The sequence below is a fragment of the Corynebacterium sp. genome (genome assembly GCF_030532965.1).
Lineage (GTDB): Bacteria > Actinomycetota > Actinomycetes > Mycobacteriales > Mycobacteriaceae > Corynebacterium.
This window is the reverse complement of the sequence record NZ_JAUNKC010000004.1, coordinates 66,260-87,049: the sequence shown is the minus strand read 5'-3', so window position 1 is coordinate 87,049 and position 20,790 is coordinate 66,260. Positions and strand designations below refer to the sequence as shown.

Annotated in this window: 17 protein-coding genes; 16 read left to right on the top strand and 1 reads right to left on the bottom strand. The window is 54.4% G+C overall.

What is annotated here, in order from left to right; all coding sequences use genetic code 11:
• Nucleotides 1–23 precede the first annotated feature (23 nt).
• From carB to Q4D85_RS03370, 11 genes are all read left to right on the top strand, one after another.
• On the top strand, nucleotides 24–3,374 hold the full coding sequence (carB, locus tag Q4D85_RS03420) for a carbamoyl-phosphate synthase large subunit (RefSeq protein ID WP_303198224.1): 3,351 nt from the start codon (nucleotides 24–26) through the stop codon (nucleotides 3,372–3,374).
• Between the two features lie 4 nt (nucleotides 3,375–3,378).
• The gene (gene pyrF, locus Q4D85_RS03415; RefSeq protein WP_303198223.1) at nucleotides 3,379–4,224 is read left to right on the top strand and encodes an orotidine-5'-phosphate decarboxylase; all 846 of its coding nucleotides are present in this window, start codon (nucleotides 3,379–3,381) and stop codon (nucleotides 4,222–4,224) included.
• Nucleotides 4,225–4,551: 327 nt separating this feature from the next.
• Nucleotides 4,552–4,875 (top strand): integration host factor, actinobacterial type, encoded by a 324-nt coding sequence (gene mihF, locus Q4D85_RS03410; protein WP_047262139.1) that lies wholly within the window; start codon nucleotides 4,552–4,554, stop codon nucleotides 4,873–4,875.
• 4 nt (nucleotides 4,876–4,879) lie between these two features.
• The gene (gene gmk, locus Q4D85_RS03405; protein WP_303198222.1) at nucleotides 4,880–5,458 is read left to right on the top strand and encodes a guanylate kinase; all 579 of its coding nucleotides are present in this window, start codon (nucleotides 4,880–4,882) and stop codon (nucleotides 5,456–5,458) included.
• Between the two features lie 114 nt (nucleotides 5,459–5,572).
• Nucleotides 5,573–5,851 (top strand): DNA-directed RNA polymerase subunit omega, encoded by a 279-nt coding sequence (gene rpoZ, locus Q4D85_RS03400; RefSeq protein WP_047262137.1) that lies wholly within the window; start codon nucleotides 5,573–5,575, stop codon nucleotides 5,849–5,851.
• A gap of 218 nt (nucleotides 5,852–6,069) precedes the next feature.
• The gene (gene coaBC, locus Q4D85_RS03395) at nucleotides 6,070–7,317 is read left to right on the top strand and encodes a bifunctional phosphopantothenoylcysteine decarboxylase/phosphopantothenate--cysteine ligase CoaBC (RefSeq protein WP_303198221.1); all 1,248 of its coding nucleotides are present in this window, start codon (nucleotides 6,070–6,072) and stop codon (nucleotides 7,315–7,317) included.
• 145 nt (nucleotides 7,318–7,462) lie between these two features.
• Nucleotides 7,463–8,698, top strand: a complete 1,236-nt coding sequence (gene metK, locus Q4D85_RS03390; RefSeq protein WP_303198220.1) for a methionine adenosyltransferase — start codon at nucleotides 7,463–7,465, stop codon at nucleotides 8,696–8,698.
• A 51-nt stretch (nucleotides 8,699–8,749) separates the two neighbouring features.
• Nucleotides 8,750–10,843 carry a primosomal protein N' gene (locus Q4D85_RS03385; RefSeq protein WP_303198219.1) on the top strand — a complete coding sequence of 698 codons (2,094 nt, stop codon included), beginning with the start codon at nucleotides 8,750–8,752 and terminating at the stop codon, nucleotides 10,841–10,843.
• A 107-nt stretch (nucleotides 10,844–10,950) separates the two neighbouring features.
• Complete coding sequence (def, locus tag Q4D85_RS03380) at nucleotides 10,951–11,463, top strand: peptide deformylase (RefSeq protein ID WP_303198218.1); 513 nt, start codon at nucleotides 10,951–10,953, stop codon at nucleotides 11,461–11,463.
• Nucleotides 11,464–11,495: 32 nt separating this feature from the next.
• Complete coding sequence (gene fmt, locus Q4D85_RS03375) at nucleotides 11,496–12,434, top strand: methionyl-tRNA formyltransferase (protein WP_303198217.1); 939 nt, start codon at nucleotides 11,496–11,498, stop codon at nucleotides 12,432–12,434.
• A complete protein-coding gene (locus Q4D85_RS03370) occupies nucleotides 12,431–13,969 on the top strand; it encodes an RsmB/NOP family class I SAM-dependent RNA methyltransferase (protein ID WP_303198216.1) in 1,539 nt (512 codons plus the stop codon). Before fmt ends, Q4D85_RS03370 begins: the two co-directional genes overlap by 4 nt.
• On the opposite strand, the gene Q4D85_RS03365 is transcribed toward Q4D85_RS03370, so the two are convergent.
• Nucleotides 13,966–14,976 carry an SMI1/KNR4 family protein gene (locus Q4D85_RS03365; RefSeq protein WP_303198215.1) on the bottom strand — a complete coding sequence of 337 codons (1,011 nt, stop codon included), beginning with the start codon at nucleotides 14,974–14,976 and terminating at the stop codon, nucleotides 13,966–13,968. The two genes, Q4D85_RS03370 and Q4D85_RS03365, sit on opposite strands and share 4 nt — an antisense overlap.
• Nucleotides 14,977–15,319: 343 nt before the next feature.
• On the opposite strand from Q4D85_RS03365, the gene rpe reads away from it, so the two are divergent.
• The 5 genes from rpe (at nucleotide 15,320) to yvcK (ending at nucleotide 20,737) form a co-directional block, all read left to right on the top strand.
• The gene (gene rpe / locus Q4D85_RS03360; RefSeq protein WP_303198293.1) at nucleotides 15,320–16,000 is read left to right on the top strand and encodes a ribulose-phosphate 3-epimerase; all 681 of its coding nucleotides are present in this window, start codon (nucleotides 15,320–15,322) and stop codon (nucleotides 15,998–16,000) included.
• A gap of 143 nt (nucleotides 16,001–16,143) precedes the next feature.
• A complete protein-coding gene (locus Q4D85_RS03355) occupies nucleotides 16,144–16,668 on the top strand; it encodes a PH domain-containing protein (protein WP_303198214.1) in 525 nt (174 codons plus the stop codon).
• Nucleotides 16,669–16,677: 9 nt separating this feature from the next.
• Nucleotides 16,678–18,711, top strand: a complete 2,034-nt coding sequence (gene uvrC / locus Q4D85_RS03350; RefSeq protein ID WP_303198212.1) for an excinuclease ABC subunit UvrC — start codon at nucleotides 16,678–16,680, stop codon at nucleotides 18,709–18,711.
• Between the two features lie 109 nt (nucleotides 18,712–18,820).
• Nucleotides 18,821–19,717 carry an RNase adapter RapZ gene (gene rapZ / locus Q4D85_RS03345; protein ID WP_303198209.1) on the top strand — a complete coding sequence of 299 codons (897 nt, stop codon included), beginning with the start codon at nucleotides 18,821–18,823 and terminating at the stop codon, nucleotides 19,715–19,717.
• A gap of 54 nt (nucleotides 19,718–19,771) precedes the next feature.
• Nucleotides 19,772–20,737 carry a uridine diphosphate-N-acetylglucosamine-binding protein YvcK gene (gene yvcK / locus Q4D85_RS03340; RefSeq protein ID WP_303198291.1) on the top strand — a complete coding sequence of 322 codons (966 nt, stop codon included), beginning with the start codon at nucleotides 19,772–19,774 and terminating at the stop codon, nucleotides 20,735–20,737.
• The last annotated feature ends 53 nt before the right edge of the window (nucleotides 20,738–20,790 follow it).

The following is a 20,790-nucleotide window of genomic DNA, read 5'->3' as shown; positions in this document are numbered from 1 at the left end:
CAGGAAAAAGGGAGAACAAACTTATGCCAAAGCGTAATGACATCACACACGTCCTGGTAATCGGCTCTGGACCCATCGTGATCGGCCAGGCCTGCGAATTTGATTATTCCGGCACCCAAGCCTGCCGCGTGCTGAAACAAGAGGGAATGCGGGTGACCCTCATCAACTCCAACCCAGCAACCATCATGACCGACCCCGAGTTCGCGGACCACACCTACGTGGAACCCATCGAGCCGGAGGTCATTGAGAAAATCTTCGAAAAGGAGATCGCGCAGGGTCATCCGATCGACGCGGTTCTGGCGACACTAGGCGGACAAACCGCACTGAATGCGGCTATTCAATTGGACCGTCGTGGTTCCTTAGAAAAATACGGGGTGGAACTGATCGGTGCGGATATCGACGCGATTGAGCGCGGTGAGGACCGCCAGAAGTTCAAAGACATCGTTGCAGCAATCGGCGGCGAGTCAGCCCGCTCGCGGGTGTGCCATTCCATGGACGAAGTGCGGGAAACCGTGGCGGAACTGGGCTTGCCCGTGGTGGTGCGCCCTTCCTTCACCATGGGTGGGCTCGGTTCTGGTCTAGCGTTTAACGACGAAGACTTAGAGCGCATCGCTGGCGGCGGATTAGCGGCGTCACCGGAAGCCAATGTCCTGATTGAAGAATCAATCTTGGGGTGGAAAGAATACGAGCTCGAGTTAATGCGCGACAGCGCAGACAACGTGGTTGTTATCTGTTCCATTGAAAACGTCGACGCGCTCGGGGTGCACACGGGCGACTCGGTAACAGTAGCACCAGCGATGACGCTGACTGACCGGGAATTCCAGAAGATGCGGGACCAAGGCATTGCCATTATCCGCGAGGTGGGTGTGGATACCGGCGGATGTAATATCCAATTCGCCCAGAACCCTAAAGACGGTCGTTTGATTACCATCGAGATGAATCCCCGGGTGTCGCGTTCCTCGGCGCTCGCTTCCAAGGCTACTGGTTTCCCGATTGCAAAGATCGCGGCGAAGTTGGCCATTGGCTACACCTTGGATGAAATCACCAACGACATCACCGGAGTAACCCCGGCCGCATTTGAGCCGACACTCGATTACGTGGTTGTCAAGGCTCCCCGGTTCGCGTTTGAGAAGTTCGTCGGCTCTGATGACACGCTTACGACCACGATGAAATCGGTTGGTGAGGCGATGGCGTTGGGCCGCAACTACGTCTCGGCCTTGGGCAAGGTCATGCGGTCGTTGGAGAACAAACAGGCTGGGTTCTGGACTGTTCCGGACGAATCATTTGCGGGCGACAAAGCCCAGGACGTCAAGGCGTTGTTAGCGGATCTTAACCGGCCAACGGAAGGCCGGATGTACGACGCCGAACTGGCTTTACGTCTGGGGGCGTCCATTGAGGATGTATATCAAGCTTCTGGCATTGACCCGTGGTTCCTTGCCGAATTAAAACAATTGGTGGACTTCCGTCAAGAGTTGATTGGTGCCAAGACCCTGGATGAAACCCTGCTGCGGCGGGCAAAGTTTTACGGCCTTTCCGACCGGCAAATTGCGGCGCTGCGTCCTGAATTTGCGGGTGAAGACGGGATTCGGCGGTTACGTTGGTCGCTGGGAATCCGGCCGGTGTTCAAGACCGTTGACACCTGTGCCGCGGAGTTCGAAGCGAAAACCCCGTACCATTACTCTGCTTACGAGCTTGACCCGGCGGCTGAATCTGAGGTACAGCCACAAACTGAGAAGGACAAGATTCTGATTCTTGGTTCGGGACCGAACCGAATTGGTCAGGGCATCGAGTTCGACTATTCCTGCGTTCATGCCGCCTTGGAGCTGTCGCGTGTCGGTTACGAAACCGTCATGGTCAACTGCAACCCAGAGACCGTATCCACCGACTACGACACCGCAGACCGCCTCTATTTCGAGCCGCTGACCTTCGAAGACGTGATGGAGGTGTACCATGCCGAGTCACAGTCCGGCACGGTTGCAGGTGTGATTGTTCAGCTTGGTGGCCAGACCCCGCTCGGCTTGGCAGAAAAATTGCGGGACGCTGGAGTGCCGGTGATCGGAACCACCCCCGAGGCGATCAACCTTGCAGAAGACCGCGGCGAATTTGGTGAAGTACTACGCAAGGCCAATCTTCCTGCGCCAGCCTTCGGTACGGCTACTTCCTTCGATGAGGCGAAGGCGGTCGCGGCAACGATTGGCTATCCGGTGTTGGTGCGCCCGTCCTATGTTCTGGGCGGTCGTGGCATGGAAATCGTTTACGACGAGACTTCCTTAGCTGACTACATCGAACGCGCTACGGAAATCACCTCCGACCATCCAGTTTTGGTTGACCGTTTCCTGGATTCCGCCATTGAGATTGACGTCGATGCGCTTTGTGACGGCGAGGACGTCTATCTGGCTGGTGTCATGGAGCATATTGAGGAGGCTGGCATTCACTCCGGTGACTCCGCCTGCGCGTTGCCGCCGATGACTCTTGGCCCGGAAGACATTGAAAAAGTTCGGAAATCCACGGCAGCTTTGGCACACGGAATCGGCGTCAAAGGTCTTATGAATGTCCAGTTCGCGCTCAAAGACGACATTTTGTATGTCATTGAGGCCAACCCGCGGGCGTCGCGCACCGTACCTTTCGTTTCGAAGGCCACTGGGGTGCACCTGGCGAAGGCAGCGTCGCGGATCATGACCGGCTCGACGATTAAAGAACTGCAAGCTGAGGGTATGATTCCTACCGACTATGATGGCGGTTCTTTGCCATTGGATTGCCCGATTGCGGTTAAGGAAGCGGTGCTGCCGTTTAACCGGTTCCGACGTCCTGACGGCACGATGTTGGACACTCTTCTATCGCCGGAGATGAAGTCCACCGGTGAGGTTATGGGCTTAGCCGACAACTTCGGTGCCGCCTATGCCAAAGCGGAACAAGCCGCGTTTGGTGCGTTACCCACAGGTGGTACGGTGTTCGTTTCGGTGGCCAACCGGGATAAACGAACCCTTATCTTCCCGATTCAGCGCTTGGCATCGCTGGGCTTTAAGATGCTCGCCACTGCAGGTACAGCCGCAATGCTGCGCCGCAATGGTGTTGAATGCGAAACGGTATTGAAGCGTTCTGAAGCTGAGGAAGGCGACAACGTCGGAAAGCAGTCAATCGTGGATCTGATTCGGGCAGGTGAGGTTGATTTAATCCTCAATACGCCCGCCGGATCCGCTGGTGCGCGTCACGATGGCTACGAAATTCGTGCCGCTGCGGTGAGTGTGGGTATTCCGCTAGTAACCACGGTGCAGGGTGTTACCGCCGCAGTACAGGGAATCGAGGCTCTACAGACCGGCGAGTTAAGCGTGCGTGCGTTACAGGAACTAGATCACAGCCCAATTAAGGAGTAATGACGTGAGCGAACATGAAACTTTTGGGGAGCGGCTTTTCGACGTTTCCCGGCGTCGCGGTCGGCTATGTGTGGGAATTGATCCGCACCCAGAGCTTCTGAAAAACTGGGGTCTTAGCGTGGATCTGATGGGGCTGCGAACATTTTCAGAAATCTGCGTTGCTGCCTTTGGCCCTACAGCTGCCTTGGTAAAACCGCAGGTAGCGATGTATGAGGCGTTTGGCTCAGGCGGGTACGCAGTTTTGGAGCAGACGATCCAAGACCTGCGTGCGCAGGGTGCCCTGGTTTTGGCCGACGCGAAGCGGGGCGACATCGGCTCCACCATGACCGCCTATGCCAGAGCCTGGCTGGCGGATGAATCACCGTTGTGTTCCGATGCAGTCACGGTGTCGCCATATTTGGGCTTCGGTTCGTTGCAGCCTGCCCTGGAGTTGGCGAAAGCTACTGGTCGCGGAATTTTCGTGCTCGCGGCGACGTCGAATCCAGAAGGACGTCAAGTCCAAAGCAGCATCACTACCAGCGGTGAGCGGCTGGATGAACTGATGGTTGCGGAAGCCTCGGCATGCAATGCGCCGTATAAGGCAGCAGGGGTACTTGGGTATGTCGGCGTCGTGATAGGAGCAACGCTTAAACAAGTGCCAGATGTCACTGGGCTTTATGGCCCGGTTCTTATGCCTGGTGTCGGTGCTCAAGGCGCCGATGCAGCTGACGTGGCCCGGATCGCCAAGGAGGCCAACGCTTGGGCGTTTCCTAATATGTCGCGGGAGATCCTGAGGGTCGGCCCTGATGCCGAAAAACTCGCCGCAGCGGTAACCGAGGTAGCGAAGGATTATCCGGAAGAAAGTGCGTGATTTTTTCGACACTTGATTTTGATTTTCGACCAAAAACTGTTCGAAAACCGCTGGACGTGTCGCTTGTGCGATATTTTTAATAATTCTTCATATTCCCAGTTCAGCGCAGTTTTGTTCGCCGCAGGTTGCTCATTAAGTGACCTGCGGTTTTCTAAAATAAACACGCCGTTACCTAGGTTTTTGTATTTAAGTGTTAAACTTATGCGGAATCTACCGGGTGCTGCCCACACACGCATCCTGCGTGTATGGTAGATTTCCGCAGGTGGAGAAACGCTCCATCACTCATCAAAAAATATTTTCCAGACTTTATTGAATCGGAGGAATCCCGTGGCCCTTCCACAGTTAACCGATGAGCAGCGCAAGGAAGCCCTCGCAAAAGCAGCTGAGGCTCGTAAGGCACGTGCGGAGCTCAAGGAACAGCTCAAGCGCGGCGATATTTCCCTGAAGGAGGTTCTCGCTAAGGCTTCGACCGATGAGATCATTGGCAAGACCAAGGTTTCCGCACTCCTCGAATCCCTGCCTAAGGTGGGCAAGGTGAAGGCAAAGGAAATCATGGAAGAGCTGGAGATCGCCCAGACTCGTCGCCTGCGTGGTCTCGGTGACCGCCAGCGCCGTGCCCTCTTGGAGCGTTTCGGCTTCTCCGAGGACTAGGCGGATGACCGGCGATAACCGTCAAGGCCAATTAGTTGTTTTGCTCGGACCTTCTGCCGTGGGGAAATCCACGGTGGTTAATCGCCTGCGCGAAGATATTGCCGATTTGTATTTTTCCGTCTCAATGACAACCCGTGCGCCTCGCCCGGGTGAGGTGGATGGAGTCGACTATTTCTTCGTTACGCCAGAAGAGTTCCAGCGACGAATCGACGCCGGTGACATGCTCGAATGGGCAGATATTCACGGCGGACTGCATTGCTCAGGAACTCCAGCGGAACCAATTGAAGCTGCTTTGGCCGCCGGGCGCCCGGTGCTAGTCGAGGTGGATTTGGTTGGTGCTCGCAATGTTGCCGCCTTGAAGCCCGAGGCGGAAACAGTGTTTTTGGCGCCACCTTCGTGGGATGTGCTGGTAGAACGGCTTACGGGCCGAGGCACCGAAGCGGAACATGTTATAGCTCGTCGGTTGGAAACCGCGCGGACTGAGCTTGATGCCATGAACGAATTCCGACATGTCGTCGTTAATGACGATGTGGAAGAGGCAGTCGCTGCGATCAGTGATATCCTCTTAGGTCGAAACCTCTAGGGTCCATACACTATGATGAATGGGACCAACAGGTTTTATACGGCTACTTGCGTGCTCAACGCGTATAAGTAGCCGATTTGTAAGGACTTTAAACGTAAGGTGAAAGTGACCAACGTGAGCAACGTTATGGAAAGTAATCAGGGCGTATATGATACCCCTACCGGTATTACCGATCCGCCAATTGACGAACTTTTGGGACGTGTGTCCTCCAAGTACGCGTTGGTGATTTTTGCTGCGAAGCGCGCTCGGCAGATCAATTCTTATTTCCAGCAGGAAGATGAAGGGGTCTTTGAATTCGTTGGCCCGTTGGTTACCCCGAAAAACCAAGAAAAGCCGTTATCAATCGCGCTGCGTGAAATCGAAGCTGGTCTTTTAGACCACGAAGAAGGCTAAGTTACGCTTGATTCAGTTGTGAAACCTCTATCGTGACCGGAAACCGGAACCGCGATAGAGGTTTTGTTATGCAGGGAATACTGCTACCTCACATTCGAATCTGCACCACCCGCTGTCCTGCGATTGTGCGATCACTATGCGCACGGCACAATGTTAAGCAATTGGTGGTTTTATACGCGACTCTTGTTTGCTGTTAGTTGTGATGGGATTTTACGTACATGAATCAAAAAAGCCTGAATGTTGTTGTTGGTGTAGCCGGTGGAATTGCCGCATATAAGGCGTGTCACCTAATTAGAAGCTTCACCGAATCAGGCGACAATGTTGTCGTCGTTCCGACGGAGGCAGCGTTGAGCTTCGTCGGTAAAGCTACGTTTGAGGCGCTTAGTGGAAATCCAGTATCGACGAGTGTTTTTGAAGCGGTCGATGAAGTTCGACACGTCCACATCGGTCAGACCGCTGATCTGATCGTTGTTGCACCTGCTACGGCTGATCTTATGGCTCGGGTTGCTGCCGGGCGCGCCGATGATTTGCTAGCCGCCACGATCTTGGTCGCGACTTGTCCTGTAGTTGTGGCACCTGCCATGCACACTGAAATGTGGGAGAACCCAGCAACTCAAGCAAATGTGTCAACACTACGGGCACGCGGAATCACCGTCCTAGAACCAGCGCACGGTCGTCTCACCGGAAAGGATACGGGTGCTGGTCGGCTCCCGGAACCAGAACAGATCGCCGATCTGGCACGGGTGGTGCTGGGCGGGGAGAAGCTGGAACACAGCCTGGCGGGAAAACGGGTATTAGTGACAACCGGAGGAACGCGGGAAGCTATTGACCCGGTACGGTTTATTGGCAACCACTCGTCTGGGCGTCAAGGCTATGCGCTTGCCGAAATAGCTGCGCACCGTGGCGCTACGGTCACTATCGTTGCTGCGGCAACCGAGAAGCTTTTAACCCCAAGTGGAGCTGAGGTGATTACCGTCCAGTCAGCCCGTGATATGCAACGTGTGGTTTACGATCTAGCAGCTGGCATGGACATAATTATCATGGCTGCCGCGGTTGCTGATTTCCGCCCGATGGAGGCGGCTCAAGCGAAAATGAAAAAGGGAAGTGACGCCGAATTCGGGTTGAAAAACATTCAGTTGGTTGAAAACCCAGACATTCTCAAGGGGCTGGTTGAACGTCGCATGGCGGGGGAGATTCCTGCTTCTACTATCATCGTTGGGTTTGCGGCTGAAACCGGTGACGATCACCATTCGGCGCTTGATTATGCAAAGGTGAAGATCGCCAAGAAGGGCTGCGACTTCCTCATGTGTAATGAGGTTGGTGCTGACAAGGTCTTTGGAAAAGCCGAGAACGAAGGTTTCTTCATTGATGCTGCGGGAAACGTACAGGAGATTCCTGTCGGTTCTAAACATCAAGTGGCTGCGCGCATCCTGGGAGCCGTCGAAAAGCGATTGTTTGACGCTTAACTAAACTAAGCGGACTTGCCGAATTAGACAGCTTGGTCTATATTTGGTTCAACGCAACAGCCCAGGTCTATCATCTAAATAAATCCTGGCCAACCGATGCGCTCACTATAGTTAAAACGCTACTTTCACCAATGAGGAACCATTCATGTCCAACGAGGCTGCGACCACCAGGTTGCGACTATTTACTAGCGAATCCGTAACCGAAGGGCACCCAGATAAAATCTGTGATGCTATCTCCGACGCCGTCTTGGACGCCATGTTAGAAAAAGATCCACACTCGCGGGTGGCGGTGGAGACTCTCGTCACTACCGGCCAGGTTCACGTGGTGGGGGAAGTTCGCACCGAATCGTATATTGATATTGCGACGCTGGTGCGGCAAACACTGGTCAATATCGGTTTCACCTCTTCCGATGTCGGTTTCGACGGACGAACCTGCGGCGTCAATATTGCGATCGGCGAGCAATCAGCAGAAATCGGGGACTCGGTTTCCGTTTCGCAGGAGGTACGTGACGGTCAGCGAACCGATGATGACGACCAGGCTGGTGCGGGCGATCAAGGGCTCATGTTTGGTTATGCCTCAAACGAGACTCCTGAGTACATGCCATTGCCTATCTCCCTTGCGCACCGACTCTCTAGGCGGTTGACGCAGGTGCGCAAAGAAGGCATTGTAAGTAATCTGCGCCCTGACGGAAAAACCCAGGTCACCTTGGGTTATAACGACGCTGGGCAGCCAATCAGCCTCGATACCATCGTCATGTCCACCCAACACGATCCAGACGTAACTCAAGCTTGGTTACGCGATCAGATCAAGACGCATGTGGTTGACTGGGTGATTAACGATGCAGGCTTAGCCGACATTTTAGAGGTCGGCGACTATAACCTTCTTGTTAATCCTTCCGGTTCCTTTATTTTGGGTGGGCCAATGGGGGATGCCGGTTTAACCGGACGAAAGATTATCGTCGATACGTACGGCGGCATGGCTCGTCACGGCGGAGGTGCTTTCTCCGGCAAGGATCCGAGTAAGGTGGATCGTTCGGCTGCCTACGCTATGCGGTGGGTAGCTAAAAACATCGTGGCCGCGGGGCTTGCGGATCGTGCCGAGGTGCAAGTCGCCTACGCCATCGGTCGGGCGAAACCGGTGGGATTGTATGTTGAGACGTTCGGAACCGCCCGTGACGGACTCACCGACGCCGAAATCCAGGCAGCGGTGGGCGAAGTCTTCGACCTCCGGCCCGCCGCGATCATTCGGGAACTGGACCTGTTGCGCCCGATTTACTCGCAGACTGCGGCTTACGGACACTTCGGCCGCGACGATCTCGACTTGCCATGGGAACGGTTGGATCGCACAGAGCAATTACGCCTTGCCGTCGGTCTACAGTAATTGAGCCGGTCAATCGTTAAGAAGGAAAGATAAGTCGCTAGAATCGTAACCATGCCTAAAACCCGCCAACCAGCCGCCTCTGCGCCTGTTGCGCGGGTTTTGCCGTTGTTGGGAATTAGCCATCTTGACCGAATATTTGAGTACCGGATTGACGAGGAACAAGACTCGCTTGCGCAACCGGGGGTGCGGGTAAGAATTCGGTTCGCAGGTCGGCTTATCGACGGAATCCTGCTTGAGCGCAGCTCCACGGCAGAGCATACCGGCGCTTTGCAATGGCTTGATCGGGTGATTTCTTCCGATATTGTCTACCCCGAGAAAACGCGGCTGCTCATTGAAGCGCTGTCAGAGCGATATGGCGGAGTCACCAGTGACCTCATACGTGCTGCGATACCATCCCGACACGCAAAAGCCGAAGAGTCGGACGCAACCATTCCCTGGGAGGAACTAGGTCAGGCCAAAGAGCCGGATTTGTCCTATTGGTCGAGCTACCACTATGGCGAATCATTTGTCGATGCTGTTATTAATGGACAAATTGCTCGGGCCGCATGGCAGATAGCGCCTGGCGACGACTGGGCGGCTGCGCTCAGCGCCTTGGCCGTAAAAGTAGTCAAAGACGGACACGGGGCGTTGATTATCGTCCCGGATCAAAAGGATGTCGATCAACTCGTATCCGCTGCTAAAGAATGGGTTTCGACCAAACAAATTACCGTGCTTAATAGCTCGCTAGGGCCGCAAGCCCGATATCGCCGATTCTTAAGTGTCCTTAACGGCCAGGGGCGGTTGGTGATCGGCACTCGTTCCGCGGCTTTCGCGCCGGTCAGCGGACTTCGGCTGGCCGTGATTAAAGACGATGGTGATGATAGCCTTGTCGATCCCCGTGCTCCGTATGTTCATGCCCGGGAAGTACTTACGACGAGGTCCACCCAGGAAAAATGCTCATTGATAATTGCAGGTCATGGGCGTACCGCGGAGACACAGTTACTGGTGGAATCCGGTTGGGCGCATGATCTTGTCGCAAGCCGCGATACGATTCGCACCCGGATGCCTAGAATAACCGCAGCTGGCGATAGCGAAATCGCACTCGAACGCGACAGATTTGCCCGGCATTCTCGGTTACCTAGTAGCGCTTATCAAGCTATTAAAAGCGCATTGGACAGATCTACTCCCGCGCTGATTCAAGTGCCCAGAACCGGGTACGTTCCGACATTGGCATGCAAAAGCTGCGGTTCACCTGCCAGGTGTCGGCATTGCAACGGGCCCCTGGGGTTGGATTCCGGAACCGCGCAGTCACTGTTTCCTGGGCCGCAGAATCAGCGGAACCGGCCCCAATCGGCGGGGCTTGCCGGGGATCCGTATGCAGCAAGCGTTCCGACTTGTCGGTGGTGCGGCCAAAAAGACAATCACTACCGGTGCGGTAGCTGCGGTAAATCGACCGTGCGTGCCGTGGTACTTGGGCATAATCGGACGGCGGAAGAGTTCGGGCGGGCGTTTCCCAAAGTACGGATAATCGCGTCTGGCGGTAATCGAATCCTTGAGACCATACCCGCAGAACCCGCGATTGTTATCGCCACGCCAGGTGCCGAACCGCTGGTCTCCGGTGGGAAATATGGTGCTGCAGTTTTCTTGGATACCTGGGCGATGCTGGGGCGCCAAGATCTGCGCGCCACTGAAGACGCGTTAGCCGCGTGGTTGCACGCAGCGCATCTAGTGGCAAGCAACTCCAAAGGCGGCGAAGTGGTGATTGTCGCAGAACCATCGCTGCCGGTGGTGCAACACCTTGTACGCTGGGACGTCGTTGGAGCTGCCGAACGCGAGTTGCTGGAACGTCGAGAAGTCCGGTTCCCGCCCACCGTTCACATGGCAGCCATAGATGGGGCGGCCGCAGCCATTAGTAATTTCTTGGAGCTTGCAGCGCTGCCCGAACACGCCGAGATTCTCGGCCCAGTAGACCTACCACCAGGGGTTACGCTGCCCGGCGAATACGACGAAACGAAATATGGCCCTCCGCAACGCATCTTGATTCGCACACCGCTGGGACCTCGAAGCCAATTGGGTCATGCGCTACGGGCAGCCCAACGGGCGCGGGCGCTTAGAAAAGACACCGTTCCGCTACGGGTTCAGATCGACCCGATCCGGATCGGGTAACTTAACGTTATCCGCTTTACTAACTAGACTGTCTGATTAACGTTTTAATAGCCGCATGGCAACCAACGATTTTCAGACGACTACGCAAGGAACAACTTAGAAAACCGATGACCATCCGAGAAATCCGACTATTCGGCGATCCAGTTCTAACCAGCCGAGCAACCGAAGTGACCGAATTCGACGAGCACCTAAAGACGCTTGTCGACGACATGCTTGAAACCATGGATGATGCCGGTGGCGTGGGTCTAGCCGCAAACCAAATCGGAGTTCTACGGCGGGTATTCGTTTTCGATTGTTCCCACACCGAAGACGGTTTACGCGGACACATCGTCAATCCGACCTGGGAACCTGTTTCCGAGGAAACCCAAACCGGCCCGGAAGGCTGCTTATCTATCCCCGATATCCGTGCCGATGTCACCCGATATAACACAGTGAAGCTGACCGGATTCGACCTTCATGGTAAACCACTCACTATTCTTGCTTCTGGCCTTATGGCTCGCTGCATCCAGCACGAAACTGACCACCTTGATGGCCAGCTATTTATCCGGAAACTAGAACCGGCCGACCGTAAAACCGCGATGGCTCATATCAGGAATTCTGAATGGTTTAACCGCTCGTAACGTAATCGACGCCAACGAAAGAGAAAACGGTCATGCGACTAGTATTTGCTGGAACCCCAGAACCCGCTGTAATCGCGCTTCGTACCCTACTATCAAGCAATCACGAGATAGTTGCGGTAGTCACTCGTCCCGATGCCCCCAAAGGGCGGGGGCGAAGCCTGCATCCTTCGCCAGTTGCAGAACTCGCAGAGGCTGAAGGGATAGAGGTGCTAAAACCAACAACGTTGAACCCAGATACGGAGGAAGGTCAGGCGTTTCGTCAACGGTTGATCGAATTAGCGCCGGACTGCGTGCCCGTTGTGGCTTACGGTAATTTACTGCCAGAAAGCGTCCTTAACCTGGTTCCGCATGGTTTTATCAACCTGCATTTTTCGCTGCTACCACGCTGGCGGGGAGCGGCTCCCGTGCAAGCAGCAATCGCGGCGGGGGATTCAACGACAGGTGCCACTACCTTCCGTATCGATTCCGGCCTTGACACCGGCGAGGTGCTAGGAACCATAACCGAGGACATCAACCCAACTGATACCGCAGAAGACCTTCTTGGGCGATTGGCGCACTCCGGTGCGCGGCTATTGGAGCGTACGATCACGGGGCTGGAAAGCAATACGATCACACCCCAACCCCAAACCGGTGAGACCAGTTATGCCACAAAACTCACCCCAGCTGATGCTCGCATCAATTGGTCCGACGCAGCAGAAACCATTGACCGTCATATCAGAGCTGTCACCCCGGCACCGGGCGCTTGGACGACACTGGGCGACAATCGGGTAAAACTGGAGCCTGTTAGCCCTGTTTCAACCGATAACGCATTACAGCCTGGCGAAATTGCAGTCGAGAAGAAGGCAGTTTTGGTCGGAACCGGCACCGCCGCTGTTCAGCTAAGCAAGATTCAAGTACCCGGAAAGAAAATGATGAATGCTGCCGATTGGGGACGCGGGTTGGCTACAACGGAAGGACTCCGGTTTCAATGACATCTGATAAGAACAACGGATTAGCTGCAAGTGGTGGTTTCCGATCGCGGTCAAATAAAAAAGACGGTAAGCCAGACCGGCCAGCAGATAGGCGTCGTAAAGCACCCAATGACCACGGCAAACCGCAACGTCGGACGCCGCAGAAACAGCAGCATCTCGCCGAATATCAACCAGGCGGTGACCCCCGTCAGCTTGGGACAATCGATCTTGGCCGGGCCGTTGCCTTTGACGTAGTCTACCGAGTTGATACCCAGGATGCTTACGCGAACCTCGTGCTGCCGAAGATGCTGCGGGACTACAAAGTTAAACGCCGTGACGCCGCTTTTGCTACCGAGATTGCCTATGGCACCTTGAGAAACCAAGGTGTTATTGACAGGATTATCGCGGCTACCGCGACCAGACCGCTTAGCGACATCGATCCTGGAGTGCTCAATGCGCTTCGTATCGGGACTTATCAACTTATCTATACCCGAGTCGATAACTACGCCGCGGTCGACTCAACCGTCAATCTCGTGGACGCCATCGGCCAGGGAAAAGCCAAAGGGTTCACCAACGGCGTGATGCGAAAAATCTCGCGCACCAGTCCGGAAAAATGGTTCCAGAAATTGCAACCGTCCGGCGAAATACCGGCGATTGCATTTAAATACTCCCACCCGGAATGGATTGCGGAATCATTCGCACAAGTCCTAGGTATCGGCGAGCTTGCTGCGGCATTAGAAGCGGATTCTCAACGGCCCACCGTTCACCTTGTTGCTAGACCAGGGGAGATCACAGCCGAGGAGCTTGCGCTCATGACTGAAGGCGAAGAAGGACAGTATTCGCCTTACGCAGTCTACCTCCCCGGTGGTGACCCAGGCAGGCTCGAACCAGTTCGTGATGGACTTGCCGCAGTACAAGACGAAGGATCCCAAATTATCGGCCGGGCATTGGTCGAAGCGCCGGTAACCGGAACCGATAACGGCCGATGGCTTGACCTGTGTGCTGGCCCTGGCGGCAAGGCGGCGCTCATTGGATGCTTGGCCCGGATCGATGGCGCCACCGTTGATGCTGTTGAAATCCAGCCGCACCGGGCAGAGCTTATAAGAAAAACCGTTTCGGATCTTCCCGTGACGGTTCACAATGAGGACGGCAGAAAGCTGTCGCTTCAACCGGGTTACGACCGGGTGCTTGTCGACGCCCCATGCTCCGGGTTAGGGGCGTTACGGCGACGGCCAGAAGCCCGGTGGCGTAAACAAGAATCGGATATTGCGGATTTGACGGTTCTTCAGTACGAACTACTGGAATCGGCGATCGCTATGACGCGGCCAGGCGGCGTTATAATCTACTCAACCTGCTCACCGGATCTTCGCGAAACCCGCGCCATCGTGGAGAAAGCCACCAAGCAGTTACCGGTGGTGGAATTAGACGCCGCGGAATTCACCGGTGGCATGACCAACACCGGTGACTATAAATCTGTGCAAATGTGGCCGCACCGCCACGGCACTGACGCCATGTTTTTCGCGGTGCTGAGGAAGAACGAGGATTCTTCACACTAGCCGTCAATGGGTTCCAGGCGAAGCAAGTCGGTATAGAAAGACTCGCTGCACTGGAACCCCTCGTCAGTTTTGACGATATACCCGCTTGAAAGCCGGGAGTCCCACCAGCAGTGCAAGTAATTGCTGTTCCAGCCGTCGGTGGTAAAACCAAATGGTTCGTGACTAAAACATAGCGGAAGCATGAGCTCGTAACACGGGTTTGAATAATCCGATTGGTCGGGTGCGCGGAGTAGAAAATCCTCGATTGATTGCGGGGTTTTTAGCTGGCTGAGCAGCCAAAACATCGCATCGTATATCTGGTGCGAGTTTGTATCGTCGTGCAAACCGAAGTAGCCTTTATCCTCCACGATTCGATTTCCCACGGTGCGCAGGAGCGTTTCGATATGCGCCCGCGCTTCTGGAACCTTTGTGAAAGCCCGATCAATTATCGGTGAAAAAGAACCATTAGATACGGAATTGAAGGCGTCTTTGATGGTTTCCCGGGCGTCGTCGAAAAGGTCTTGATTGGCAAAACCCGAGATAAACGTGGCGAAATCGGGTGCGATGACCTGCCAGGCGTAGTCTTTTTCTTGATCTATATAGACCACTCGAGGTTCCCCGTCCGGGCCGCATTCCCGATAGTCCAGCAGGAACATTTCCGGGCCTGCCGTGGGAGTGGCGGCGAAGTACACGCCCCAATCCGGGTAGCCGCACTCGTCCTGCCAGTACTTAGATCCGGCTGGCCCAAGCAATGAGTAAAGAGCGGAAGCGCCGATGCCAAAAATGCCGTCTACGGCAACGTGGTCTTTTGCCCAGGCGGTTGGTGAGTCGGTGGGGTAGCAGTCATTGACTGGGACGCCGCCATTACGGTTGTGCGCAAGTTGAATATAGGACTGCGGTAGCTTGTAGCCTAATTCGGCTTCTACCTCGGCGATCATGCTGTCAGTCAGTGGCTCGCATTGAAAATTCTTGGACCAATCGCTCTCTCGCCAGAAACCTTCAAAGTTGAACGTTGCTAGATCGTTCACCCTGGATGCCACCTTTCATTTCGGAAATATCACACCAATGAATAATCAATGCCACACTACTTTTCGGCAATGCCCGCACGAGTTGGGGAGTCGGTTAAAGAAATGAGGTATCAATTACGCCTTAATTTCTAAACAGTGATCGTACCTTAGTTTAGGTCACATTCGGAGCACATTTGATAGGTAAAGCCGGTGAAGTTATATAGGAAACCTAGAACCACAGTTGAAAACCAATTCACCACAGGTGTCTGGATTCCGCAATGGAAACTTTCATGAGCCTCGAAGCGCACAACTACAGGGAATCGATTGGTTTTGTGGCGACAGAATGCAGGATAGAATGAGTACCATGTCTCTCGCCGTTTCTCGCCCCATCATTTCTCCTTCCATTCTCGCCGCTGACTTCGCCAATCTCGGCGCGGAGGTGCATACAGTTGACACAGCTGATTGGATTCATGTCGATGTGATGGATGGACACTTCGTGCCGAACCTTTCGTTCGGCGCCGACGTTACCGCAGCGGTTAATCGTGTCACCGAGCAGCACCTTGATGTTCACCTGATGATCGAAAATCCGGAAAAGTGGGTCGATAATTACATTGCCGCGGGTGCTGATTGCATCATTTTCCACGTGGAAGCCACAGAAAACCCAGTTGCACTGGCTCGGTATCTTCGATCCAAGGGCGTGTGGGCTGGGTTTTCACTGCGTCCTGGAACCCCAATTAAACCATATCTGCCGCAACTTTCTGAGTTCGATGTGGTGCTTGTTATGAGCGTCGAACCTGGTTTCGGGGGGCAGAAATTCATGCCGGAAATGTTGGAGAAAGTGCGGTTGCTGCGGGCGGAAATCGACTCGAAAAACCTGTCAACACTGATTGAAATTGACGGTGGAATTTCAGCCGATACCATTGGAGCTGCAGCAGAGGCAGGTTGTGATGCTTTTGTGGCAGGGTCAGCTATCTTTGGCCAACCGGATCGGGCTTCCGCAGTAGCACAGTTACGTGAGATTGCCACGACGCACTTGAGCCACTAATTTTCACCGGGATACGTCACCCTTCATGGCGGTGTACTAGACTGCGACAAACAAGCTGGTTAGTTTGGCGCGGATATGCGCTGGGAACTATTCGGGCGGTGGCTGCGACTAATAGTTGGTACCAAAACTAGATGGAAGAAAACGTGAACAACGAGAATCCAAAAACTTTGAGTGATGCTGAACTGCACAGTTATGTCGCAGCCGATGCCGCATTAACAACGACGAAGCCTTGGGAATTAGTGGTTACTTCGGCTCGGATGAAACTTTACGCCTGGTTGGCGGCCGGGATTACGATAGCGATTCATACATTCCTCGCATTCATCGTGGCGGTAGGGGATACCGGCGCTGCAGTCACCATCATCGACCAATGGGGTTACTTCCTGGTCGGTTTGATATTCGCCGCAGTATTTTTCATCGGTCTTTCTCGACCCCGGGTACGGGTAAACGAAGACGGGGTAGACGTTCGCAATTTCATTGGTTCGCGGTTCTATCCGTGGTTAGTTATATACGGATTGAATTTCCCTGAAGGTGCTCGAGTCGCACGACTGGAGTTGCCCGAGTTCGAATATGTTCCGTTGTGGGCGATGATTGCTGCCGACGGCGAGAAGTGTATCGCGGCTGTGGAGAAGTTCCGCGAGCTTGAGGCGAAATACATGCCAGAAGATTAGGACTGGTGCGTGGCAGATCCTAGTACGTACCGGCCAGCTCCGGGCACCATCCCCACTGAGCCGGGTGTTTATAAATTTCGAGACCATCATAAACGGGTCATTTATGTAGGAAAGGCGAAAAACCTTCGCGCCAGGTTAAGTAATTATTTCCAAGACCTTAGCCAGCTGCATCCGCGTACCCGCCAAATGGTGACCACCGCTTCCGCCGTGGAATGGACGGTGGTGGCCAGTGAAGTCGAAGCATTGCAGCTGGAGTACACGTGGATTAAAAAATTTGATCCGCAATTCAACGTCAAGTATCGCGACGACAAAACCTATCCGTTATTGGCGGTCTCGGTCGGTGAGCGAATTCCACGTGCGTTTTTCTACCGTGGTTCACGGAGAAAAGGTGTCCGATACTTTGGGCCGTATTCCCATGCATGGGCGGTACGCGAGACCCTCGATCTCCTGACACGTGTCTTCCCGATGCGGACATGTAGCACCGGGGTGTTTAATCGCCATCAATCTTTGGGGCGCCCATGTTTATTGGGCTACATAGACAAGTGTTGCGCGCCATGCATCGGAAAGGTGTCCGATGCGGAGCATCGCGAGATCGTCGAGGGTTTTTGTTCGTTTATGGCTGGCCAGACCGACACGGTTACCAAGCAGCTGGAAGCAGACATGACTGCTGCCGCGGATAAATTAGATTTCGAAAAGGCCGCGCGGCTTCGTGACGATCTCGCGGCGGTAACCAAGATCACCGAACAGCAGTCGATCGTTCTTGGCGACGGCACCGACGCCGATGTCATAGCGATCGCGGCTGACCCGTTAGAAGCCGCGATCCAAATGTTCCATATTCGGGCAGGGCGCGTTTGTGGCGAACGCGGCTGGGTTGTAGAACGCAGTGATGATACCGAGTCCGAGCTTCAAGATCTGGTTCAAAGTTTCATCATTCAGTTCTATTCGGAAGCAGTGGAACACGAAACCGAGACGTTAGCGTCGGAAGAAAAGGCAATCATGCGGCGTGGTGTGGACAATTACGCTGGGTATGAACCAACCGCTGCGCGTGGTGATGTCGCGGCATCGGTAATACCGAAAGAAATCCTCGTTTCGGTTCCTCCGACAGATATTGACCACACTCGCGAGGTTTTAGAAACGTTGCGGGACAGTCATCTTTCCCTTCGGGTTCCTCAGCGAGGGGATAAGCGCGCCCTGCTAGAGACCGTTCGTCGCAATGCGGAAGATTCGCTCAAACAACACAAGCTTAAACGCGTCGGGGATTTAACAACCAGGTCTGCGGCGTTGCAGGAAATCCAGGATGCGTTGGGAATGGATGACGCGCCGTTGCGCATGGAATGCACCGATATTTCGCACATCCAAGGTACCGATGTAGTCGCGTCCCTGGTTGTTTTTGAAGATGGGTTACCAAAGAAATCAGACTATCGTCGCTACAAAATCAAAGAAGCCGCCGGTGATGGTCATTCAAACGATGTGGCCAGCATCGCCGAAATAACTCGACGTCGGTTTCAAGCGTATAAGAATAATATCCAGCAGCTACCCGACAGCGACACCGACGCTGAACTGCAGTTTTCTGATGAGCCGACGGTGGAGAAGGCACCGAAGAATTTCGCATATCCACCGCAGCTCTTCATCGTTGATGGTGGGGCACCGCAGGTCAACGCGGCGCAAGCTGTGCTCGACGAATTAGCCATCGGTGACGTTATGGTGGTGGGCATTGCGAAGCGATTGGAAGAAATCTGGTTGCCGAATGACCCGTACCCGGTTATTCTGCCGCGCAATTCCCAGGCGTTGTTCTTATTCCAGCACATTCGGGACGAGGCACACCGCTTTGCCATCAGTTTTCATCGCCAGCAGCGCTCGCGCCGCATGAAACGCAGTGTTTTGGACGAGGTTTCCGGGCTTGGGACGCACCGCAAGCAAGCATTAGTCAAGCACTTCGGCAGCGTCAAAGCGCTGAAGGAGGCCAGCGTGGAAGAAATCATGGCGGTAGACGGGTTCGGCAAGAAACTCGCCCAGTCCGTCTACAAGACCCTGCACTCGTAGCTTTTCGACGCCCTGCTGCCACCGGGCAACAGGTGCTCGTGACCGCTTGTGGGGCGTCGAAAAGCAAAAAGTAGGTGCTCGGTCAGCTGTTCCCGCTACAATGACGGGCATGATCTCCGAACCAGTTTCCATCGAACCAGTCACCGAAATCCCACCTGTGATAATCACCGGAATGTCCGGTGCCGGCTTGAGCTCGGCTGCCCGCGTGTTGGAGGACATGGGGTGGTACGTCTCACAAAATTTGCCACCGCAACTAGCGGTTGAACTGTTCGAATTATGTGCCTCGGATTCATCACCAGTTGACAAAGTCGCGCTCGTTTCGGATGTGAGGTCGCTGGATTTCTCCTACGGGCTCGACGCCGTGATCACCATCCTTGGGGAGAAAGGCATAAAGCCACTGGTGCTTTTCATGGACGCCCGGGACGATGTCCTCATTAAACGCTTCGATAATCTGCGTCGGACGCATCCGCTCCAGGGATCTGGGACATTATTGGTCGGGATTGAGCGCGAACGCGAATTGGTAGCAAGCATCAAGGAATCGGCAGACGTGGTGATTGATACCTCTGACTTGTCTATCCACGATTTGCGCCGTGCGATTGAACCTAATTTTGAAAATCTCGCTGCAAAGCAACAACACGTAACCGTGCAATCATTTGGGTTCAAGCACGGCACCCCGCGAGACACCGACATTATGGTCGACGTTCGATTTTTGCCTAATCCATTCTGGGTGCCTGAACTGCGGCCATTCCGCGGGGTAGACAAGCCAGTTTCGGACTACGTCTTGGGCCAAGAATCTGCGCAGCAGTTCCTGGATAACTTCTACACCATGCTTATGGACATGCGCGATGGCTTTAAACACGAGGGGAAGAAATTTATCACAGTCTCGATCGGCTGCACCGGCGGGCATCACCGCTCAGTCGCTATTGCTGAAGAAATCGGTCGACGGTTAGCCAGCCACGATGACCTAGACGTCACAGTTTCGCACCGCGACATCAATCGCCATTAAGTCGGTAGGTTTTAAGTGAACGACTCATTTGTAGATCCTGCACGCGAAAATAAAATCCCAAGCCCGATTAAAGTGGCATCGTTCGGGGGCGGGCACGGCTTATTCCAGACGCTGCGCGCAGTACGGGTTTTATCGCCAAAACAAATTACCGCAATTGTCACGGTTGCCGACGATGGCGGCTCATCGGGGCGAATCCGCCGAGAGCTCGGCCAAATTCCTCCCGGCGACCTGAGGATGGCACTCGCTGCTTTAGCGCCACATGATTCCGAGGGACGTATGTGGGAGAAAGTTTTGCAGCACCGCTATGGCGGTTACGGTGCGTTGGCCGGACACGCGGTAGGGAATATGCTTATCGCGGGGCTTTTTGAGGTGCTGCAATCCGAAGTAGCCGCCCTTGACGCATTGGCGAAAATGCTGCGTGCCGAAGGGCGGGTACTTCCGCTGTGCGAACAACCCCTTGACATTGAAGCGGATGTTTCGGGTCTTGATGCTGACCCTCGTATCATCCGACAAGTTCGCGGGCAGGTAGCAGTTGCAAGCACGGTTGGAAACGTGCGTCGGGTTCGCCTCATTCCGGACAATCCGACGCCCTGTGGCGAAGCAATTACCGCCCTGCAGCAAGCGGATTTAATTACACTCGGCCCAGGCTCGTGGTTTTCGTCGGTGTTGCCGCACTTGCTCGTGCCAGGAATCGTGGACACGCTCAATTCAGTCGATGCGATGCGGGTTGTTGTTCTTAATCTGGATGCGGAACCTGGCGAGACAGCCGGTTTCACCGCAGAACGTCACATACACATTCTCAAGCAACATGCTAAGGATTTTGCGGCGGATGTGGTGATTGCTGATTCAAGTGCGCTACCAATTGCAACGGATCGGGTGCATTTAGAACGAGCCGCGGCGAATATCGGCGCGCGAATTGCCTTCCATGATTTGCGAGAAGAAGATTCACGAGGTGTGTATACATCCCGGCACGATCCGGAAAAACTCGCCGCCGCGCTGCGACAGGAGTATTTTGGTTAAACTCGGCGTCATTTCAACGACTTAGCCGTTGTCGTGCTGTCGTACGACACAAA